An 8,298-nucleotide genomic window follows, 5' to 3' on the forward strand; every position below is an offset into this window, starting at 1 on the left:
GCACGAAAACCGAGCCGCGACCGTCAGGAAGCGGAACAGTTATACTGGCACGTACTTAAGCCGTTTTTGTAGGCTGGGCTACATCAATCTTCATTATCATTAGGCAAATCTTTTATCTTGATTTCAAGATTATTTAACAAGCCAATGACTTCCGGAAAAGAAAAACAGGCTTTTGTTATTTTGTTCGTTTGAATATCAATAATGTAATTGATGGCGTTGCTAAAATCGGCATGAGATAAATCGGTGTGTTGAAATAAGCTGTTTTGAAAATCAGTGCCAGTAAAGCTGACATGCTTTAATTTTGCTTCTCTGAAATCAACATCGTGCGCCTTACATTGTTCCAGAATTAAATCAGGAAGTTCCAGCTCATAAAAACTGGAGTGACTTATGTTACTGCCATAAAAATAAAACGGGCTGGCAAGCCGTACCAAGGGCCAACTTAACTTAGTCCAGTTTATCCCAACCAATTTCGAATCTTTGAAGGATACTTCAGAAAATCGGCAATAGGGGAATTGGGAGAGCGAGAGATCGCAGCCTTCGAAATCGCATTCGGTGAATTTAACCTTGTTGAAGGTTACTTCAAGAAATTTACACTGCTTAAATTGGCAGTTTTGAAACTCAATCTGCTCAAGCTGTTCCTTTTCCAGTACAAGGGAAGTAAAGAGTTGATCAGTGTAATTTTGACGGGTAAAAACAGACATGTCGGCCTCATAACTGCGATTTTGAGCTTATTGTATGAATGGCTTTTCATTCAGATCAAGAAAAAGATTGCTTTTTTGCATTTTCGATAATTACTCGTTTATCTCTTAGCTCGAAACATAGAATGGCGTAGCCTTGATTACGCTATCGCTGCATCAAGGCTACGCCTCAGTGGCACCATGCCGCTTTCGGGAGATCCTTCGCGCCAAAAGACGCGCTCAGGACGACGTGGATTTGGGCAGTGGCTCACGGCAGGAGGGGAATTATTGACTATAATTTAAATAATCTGCTTAAATGGGGTGGTTATGGGGCACGATTTTGATTCGAACTCGGATAAAGCTCGGACTTACACGACGGATTTTTCTGCAGAGCAGGTTAACCCCGAAAATATAAAACAAATTTGTCAGAATTCATGGCAAAGTCTGGATTATTTCGTCGCTTTTGTTAGGAGCGAAGTGAACAGTGACCAAAGCCAGGTTCACCATTTGCTGCAAACGGATTTTGTTGCCCGCTGCATCTTTCATCATTTAAAGGCTGCTCACGCATTGCCAGTTTATCAACAAATGGCTGTCTACCAAAAATGTATGGATGTATTTAATGCGTTGTATGATCCATCATCAGCAGAGCCCAGCATCAGTAATTATCTGGCGCTTTATCGAGGTTTTGACCCAAATAGTGCACTGTATGTCCATCAGATGGAGCAGTATCTGGCATCGTTTAATCAACAATTTGAAACAGAATTTAACTCATTGATTGCTGCAGCGGGAAATTCTGACTCCAGTTATCATTTGATTACTCTACAGGGAAATGTGCCTTGTGATGCTGCTACCTTTCAAAACGCCAAACAAGGTAATGCCGATTATTATGCTTCAGTTAATGGCGTTGGCATGGCTGAAATGCTAGGTACAAGGCCTACTCAGGAAGATCGCATGGTTGCTGTGCCTTTATCAGAAACAATGCAAGGGCTTTCCAGTCGTTCTAATGAGGAAATACAGCATTTTATCAGCAAGGTTTGGTTTCCTGCCTTGCATGTCCTGTGTGATAACCTTTTAGCACAGCAAAAACCATACAACCCGGGTTTTTATAATCCTGCGTATAACTCAGGCTCTTGCTTTCTCGGCTTCTTGATTTTGCCAGAGGAGTCAGGAAAAAAACGCCTGGTCAGTATAAGCCTTGGCGATTCAATGTTGTTTATACAACGTGCCAATGGCCAGTTGGAATGGGTGAACCAATATCAGCACAGTACTAAAAATCCACGTGAAATCGAACGCATCGGACAGGCAAATTTGCCTCATGGGCGGGTAGGGGGCGCTTTGGCAGTAACCGGTGCCTTCGGTGATGAGTATTTCCGACCCTTGGGGATAACCGTTGAGCCTCAGATTGACATAATGACTTTGGAGCCTGGTGACAGGGTACTTGCTTCCTGTGACGGTTTGACCGAAGCTCAGGATTTCAATGTGGATTTGACAGGAAGGAACCCGGCTGCTCCTGAGCTCTTGCAAAAAATAATTCTCGACCCCAGATTTCAAAGGCTGAATTATGGTCAACAAGCCTTTGTTCTCACGCGTTTAAGCCTGTTTTTAGGCTCGAAAGACAATATATCTGTCTTGCAATCCGACCAACCCGGATTTTACGGAATTTTTGATGGTCATGCGGATGCCGCTACAGCACAGATTTTACAGCAAATCAGTGCCATGTCTTTAGAGCAATGCATACTCGCAGTTAATGCAGAACAGGCAGCTGCTTCCAGGAGAACCAATTGACCTGAGCAGAAATAATGACTTTGTGCGCGCAGGCTCCGTACCTCCACCTTGTCTTAATTTGTATAGCCCGTATTACGCTGCGCTAATACGGGTTACAATCACCTTTTTACAATCGGAAAAGGCAACATGTTTTTAGATGATACCTATGTAAATTATAGGGCGCGGGTCAATTATTCATTGCTTGATGCGGGAGAGGTAAATGCTCTTTGGGCATTTTTTAAAAAGAATGGTATCAGAATGCCTTTTTCGGAATTAAAAGAATATGCGATGCAACCGGATCCATACAAATACGCATTTATTGCCAAAATAAAAAATGAAATCGTTGGGTTTATTTTATTTACCGATCTTGAAAGTGAACTCTTTATTAACCACCTTTTTGTTGCACCTGTTCACCGTTTTAAAGGAATAGGTACTACTCTTATGGCACATGCGAAAGAACTAAAACCAATAGGCTCATTTTCATATCTTGATGCAAGCACCAATTTCATGCCGTGGATGGATGTTTTAAGTGCTACCAAACGAGCACAAATGATAACCCGTCTAGGCTCATTTTATAAACCAAAGCCAAACGATAAACCGGAAGAAGCTGTAGCCTTGATGCAGGCGAAGCCGTAATCCCCGAGTCTGTCAGGAAATACCTAAGTCGAGTGTAGCCCGTATTAGGCGTCAGCCGTAATACGGGATCGGAGTGGCAATGAACTCATTCCCGTATTACGGCTGACGCCTAATACGGGCTACGGTTCTTAATCATTTGCATGCCATTGAAAATAGACTCTTTTATCTGGGGCGGGAAATGATTGGGTAGTTTGTGTTCAACCTGTGCTAATGCGCCATCCATTTCATCAAATACAGAAGTTATTATTTCCTGCATTTTTTGTTCTGGAAAATAGCAGGATTTCGCCATAATCAGCCAATGGCGAATTTGTATGGTATCCCATTTGTAATGATTTTTTGACGATTTTAACGCCATGGCCATTTTTAATTTTTTCCATTCTAATTCGTGTTTGTCTGCTAAGGGATACGCTGAAATGACATCGTAGATTGGTGTTAATTGAAATCTTCCCTGGGCTTTTAATAAAATACTGAAATTTTTAGCATGCCCATCTATTGCTCCCAATACCCAAAACAAAAATACAGTTTTAAAAAACTGCTCACGGTCTGCCGCAGCATGTTCGGCATTTTGTAATATATTCATTATAGATTTAATGCCTGGACCACCATCGGATTCATATTTTAAGCCCGGAGGGATGGCAAGTACCTGGCAAAAATCTTCCTGGGGCAAACGCATTAACCATTGGTTTGACTCAGCCCATGCTCTATCGAAACGCTTTACTGCAAGTGCTTTGAACTCAGCGAATCTGACTATATTGGCCTGGTTTACAGGTAATCCATATGCCGACAAAATTTGTAAACAGAGCCATTCATTTTCTATGCTTTCAGACAGGTCAATGCCCGCGTGCACGATTTTGCCAATAGGTAATTTAATAATATGGCTGGTTGGTGTGGTATCTTTTGGCAGGTGCCATTGTTCTTTATGCCATAGTAAAGCTGTTTTTTCTTGTGCACCGGCTATCGATATTCGAAAGTCAGTGTGCTCTTGCATTCCTAGTGGTGCTGATTGATATCCTTTTAATAAAGTGGCGATTTCATCATCAGAAATGGGAGTCGCTGTGATTTCTTTAATATTTGTTGTTAAGGGGGTAGTGAGCAACTGTAAAGCCCCAACGCAATCTCCCCCTATGTAGGATAGCAAATCAAAGCATTGGGTAGATTCGGTATGAAAGCGTTTTTGTATTCTGGTACGAATGATAGTACTGTCGGGCAACAGATTATCAAAGAAATACTCTACAGCTCTTCCTTTGTAGGGCACTTCAGTAAGTGGCATGGACAGGCTAATCGGACGTGTGATTTCATGATCCAGCCAGTTATCAGCATATTGAAAAACCAACTGGCCGCTTGATTCACGTGATAAGCGCCCAACTTCTATACCGTTCATATACACAAACAACTCATGGTAACGTTTGGAACGTGCCATTACCATTGCTCCTTGTTGTCTGCCTTGCCCTTATCTTTTGAGCGTATGACCATTTCCAAATCCAGGGCAGCCAAAATACGGAATAAAGTAATAAGCCGAGTCCCTTCAGCACCTTGTTCAACGCTTGAGAGGGTGCTTTGATCAATATTGAACTCAATACCCGTTTGAGTTTGGGTTAACTTTTTTGCCTTGCGTTGACGTTTAATTACGGTGCCTAAGGCTTTTAAAGAATGAATAAGCTGTTCCATTGCAGGGTACTCTTCTTTCTGGTGTTTCGATAATTATATAGCGTTACAGCCATAAAATCAAAATATAGCTGTAAAGCCATAAAAATGAAATATAGTGTTACAGCTATAATTCTGTAGCCTTGGATTTGCTGATTTGAAAATGACTAACGACCATGGCAATGATGATGCCGGCAACAACGTTAACGAAGCGGTTCATTACTACCTCGGTACTGTTATCAGGCAAACCTGCCAGTAGCATAATGGCTAATGCACTGCCGGCGTGATTTCCTGAAGCGGTAAATCGCGATTCGTAGCCAATGACGCTGCCACAAATAAAAAATCCAATAACGAGTACGAGGCCGATAATCAGCATGTTGGTCGGGAAAAAAATAGCGACCATCCCCCCCAGAATGGCAGCGAATATTTGGCCTGACAAGCGTGCGAACGATTTGGTTTGGGTTTCTGCTACAGTGTCTTCCATCACGACAAACAAGGTAATGGTTAGCCAAATTCCCTGAGGGTAGCGAAAAATCATCCAGGAGAGGAAGGTGAGGGAGATGGTTAAACTGATAATCAGGGCATTGACCAAATCGACTTTTGAAAAATGGATAGAGCGATAAACTGTGGCTATTTTTTTCCCTATATCTTTATCAAAAAAATTGGTTTGCGAGGAAAAAAATTGTGCCATAATCCAGCTGATAATGCTCATCACCAGAATCCCTATGCATACTTCCACAGTACGGTATAAGGCAATAGAGCGAATGTTATCCAGTAAAAAGGCCTCGATGACAATGACCGCACTAAAGCCCGCAACTATAGACAGATAATTATAAGGTTTGGTCTGCAAGCTGATGTACACAGTAACTGTCGAAAAAATAAAAATCGCTACGAACAGGGCAAAAGGGGAATAGCCTATCCATTCTGCCATCAAAAAACCGGTGCCAGCACCAAACAAAGTGCCGCAAAGACGTAATCCTGCTTTAACAAAGGTACCAGAAAAAGAAGGCCGCGTTATGGCTGAAATAGTGACAACAGACCAAAATCCCTGGTTAAAATGAAAATCTTGCGAAATAAAAAAGCAAATCAATCCACACAGGCTCATTTGTAACCCAATAATCCATGACTCTTTCATCTTTTTAGTGAACATGTGCCTGATTCATCCATTTATAGCCTGTCATTACCGATTTTATAATGTGAAACCATATCTTTGATTCTACATCAATGTGGTTTCAAGGGAACAGTTTTCTTCATTAATCAATAGGCCGCAGCCTTGATGCAGCGATAGTGCTCTGCAGCCGGGATGGTGCCATCTTGATCCCGGCTGCGAGCAGACCGGGCTACAAACCCTAATTCTGGTGGTCATGATGTACCTCTCAATAAAAATAATTAATGGGTAAATAAATATTAGTGGTTAAATAATGTTCATTTTGTGGTATAATAATGACTATTTTTACAAAACTGGAGTACGCCCTGTGTCTTACGGAGATCATCGAGTTGATCAACGCTTCATTGATAAAGCGAGAAGAGTACCTGATAATGAACGTGTAAAATGGCTTCTGAGACATAAGCCAGTGCCTGTCTCTTATGAGGACAAGGATACGGGCAAAAGGCACCTGGTGAGAATGCCTGCTTTGGCGGTATTCGCCGCAGAGGCGCTTTTTAACAAAGTCACGTTAGATGTAAGTTTAACTTCCCGTATACGTAATAAATTACGCTTTTCGTCATTACCTCAAACAGATACATATTATAACGAGCATGGCAGCTTGAGTTCTGTATTTGATCCGCTGAGGCAATATTCAGCCTCTTTGTTCCGTAGCTTTTACCAAAATAATATTCCTTTAAGTGCAGAAAGTATCGCTTTACTGGAAAACGATTTCGGAAGAGTCCGTCTTGCTGTTCAAGACATCTTGCCCAGAGAGTATATTTCCCTGAGTCCGGCTGTTTTGTGGCCTTATTTCGCTGAAACAGGGTCACTGGATGAGATAGAACAGCAAAAACGCCGTACAGTGTTTGCAGTATTGTCTCCAAAATTAAAAGCCTTAATCGTATTGTACATGCAAAAGAATGGAGTTGACTCTACAGAACAATGGATGGACAGGGAAGCTTTGAAAGCAATTGTATCCGCGTGGACTTTTGAAACATCTTGCATGATGCTGCCTAATAAAAATGAGATTCCGCATCTTTTGTTTCCTTTATACCCTGAAGTTATTGCAAACTGGACGCAGAAAAGATGGAAAAAAAATATTAAATTTTGGCTGAATAATCCTGACGAGGTGGATGAGGCTACCATGGCTCTGATTATAAAAGAGTTCATGAACCGCTTTGGAGAAGAAGGAGTAAGGGATTTACGTGCCGAAATAACACCAAAACAGCGGGGGAGATTTTCACGAGATTTATTATTGGCCTCTGAAACAGTATTGGTTCATCGGTTAGTGGATGAATGTGTCACCGCTTTGGACTCACCTGAAACCCGTGATGTATCCTTAGCAGAATTAAATGCCTTTTCTGATTGCCTTGATACATCTTCTGAGGAGGAACAGGAATTCAAAACCAGAGTAAGCGGAATTAAAGAGAAGTTTTTGCAACAGTTAAGCGAGACCTCGACTGATTTAGCTACTAATGTGGCCATTTTGAAATTAGTGATGGATCATTATAAGCCGTCCTGTCATCCTCAATTTGTAAACAGAATTCAAATTGATGATACAGTAGAACTGAGTAAGCTCAGGACTGAAATGATTACAACGATGGTATGGTTGACCTTGAAATCCAAATCCCCTTTGCTAAAGCGGCAATCAGATGAGCTATTAAGACGAAGTATGCTCAGTCTTAATAGAGAGGTACTGGGGGATTTGGTTGGTTATATTAAAAATAATCCTGGTAATTTGGCTGCAATATGGAGTACTTTTTGTCTGGCAGATTCACAGGTCAGCAACATAATGACCATGCTCGATTGGCTTCGTTCTCAATCCATCCTTTCAACCGATGACCTCAATAAAGTGAAAAATAAACTGGTGCAAAGCACTCCTTTACCCACTGTTTCTGCACCGTTGGATTTTACTTTTTGTTATCTGACGCTTATCCAGGCGGCAGGAATTGCTATTCCTAAAGAACATTTAAATCAAAAGGGACTTTATACGCCAGGGTTTTTCCATGAGGTTCATAAGCAGAACATGCAAGAAAAACGTGGCTGGTTACGGGAGATTTTCCGTCATGGAAGCCCCGGCCTGAGTCAGTTAATAGAAAAAGTGAGGACAGATGAGCAGGTATATGAAGCCTTATATCACCTTTATCAGTATCCAGAGAATTTGCCTTATGAAGTGACTGGGATCATAGAAAACATCTTAAAGAGCCACTCGGTGTTGTTTCCTACGCCTGGAGAGAGTGTGTCACTATCAATGGGCGTAAGTTAACGTGAGTTTCGGATAAGAAGCTCGTTTGAGCCAGTCGTTACTTCGATGCCGTTCGGGCTGAGGAAGCGCGATAGCGCTGTCTCGAAGCCTTGGTATGGTGCTAAGGCTTCGAGACGAGGCTACCGCCTCTCCTCAGCCCGAACGGCATCGAAGTAACGACTGGA

General features: G+C 41.9%; 7 protein-coding genes. 3 read left to right on the top strand and 4 right to left on the bottom strand.

Translation table 11 applies throughout. The features are described 5' to 3' along the window. Positions 1-83 precede the first annotated feature (83 nt). Complete coding sequence (locus B094_RS0112300) at positions 84-701, bottom strand: pentapeptide repeat-containing protein (RefSeq protein ID WP_018578113.1); 618 nt, start codon at positions 699-701, stop codon at positions 84-86. 453 nt (positions 702-1,154) lie between these two features. Here B094_RS0112300 and B094_RS0112305 point away from each other — a divergent pair, with 453 nt between their 5' ends. Continuing rightward, positions 1,155-2,462 (top strand): PP2C family serine/threonine-protein phosphatase, encoded by a 1,308-nt coding sequence (locus B094_RS0112305; RefSeq protein WP_169334273.1) that lies wholly within the window; start codon positions 1,155-1,157, stop codon positions 2,460-2,462. Positions 2,463-2,588: 126 nt separating this feature from the next. Further along, positions 2,589-3,077, top strand: coding sequence for a GNAT family N-acetyltransferase (locus B094_RS0112310; RefSeq protein ID WP_018578115.1), 489 nt, complete (start codon positions 2,589-2,591; stop codon positions 3,075-3,077). A gap of 109 nt (positions 3,078-3,186) precedes the next feature. On the opposite strand, the gene B094_RS0112315 is transcribed toward B094_RS0112310, so the two are convergent. The 3 genes from B094_RS0112315 to B094_RS0112325 form a co-directional block, all read right to left on the bottom strand. Then, positions 3,187-4,497 (bottom strand): type II toxin-antitoxin system HipA family toxin, encoded by a 1,311-nt coding sequence (locus tag B094_RS0112315; protein WP_018578116.1) that lies wholly within the window; start codon positions 4,495-4,497, stop codon positions 3,187-3,189. Continuing rightward, complete coding sequence (locus B094_RS0112320; RefSeq protein ID WP_018578117.1) at positions 4,497-4,745, bottom strand: helix-turn-helix domain-containing protein; 249 nt, start codon at positions 4,743-4,745, stop codon at positions 4,497-4,499. The genes B094_RS0112315 and B094_RS0112320 overlap by 1 nt, the downstream gene beginning before the upstream one ends. Positions 4,746-4,848: 103 nt before the next feature. Then, positions 4,849-5,871 carry an FUSC family protein gene (locus tag B094_RS0112325; RefSeq protein ID WP_026254012.1) on the bottom strand — a complete coding sequence of 341 codons (1,023 nt, stop codon included), beginning with the start codon at positions 5,869-5,871 and terminating at the stop codon, positions 4,849-4,851. A 325-nt stretch (positions 5,872-6,196) separates the two neighbouring features. Between B094_RS0112325 and B094_RS0112330 the strand changes: the two genes are divergently transcribed. Continuing rightward, positions 6,197-8,134, top strand: coding sequence for a hypothetical protein (locus tag B094_RS0112330; protein WP_155823875.1), 1,938 nt, complete (start codon positions 6,197-6,199; stop codon positions 8,132-8,134). Positions 8,135-8,298: the final 164 nt, after the last annotated feature.

It is taken from the genome of Legionella shakespearei DSM 23087 (assembly GCF_000373765.1).
Lineage (GTDB): Bacteria > Pseudomonadota > Gammaproteobacteria > Legionellales > Legionellaceae > Legionella > Legionella shakespearei.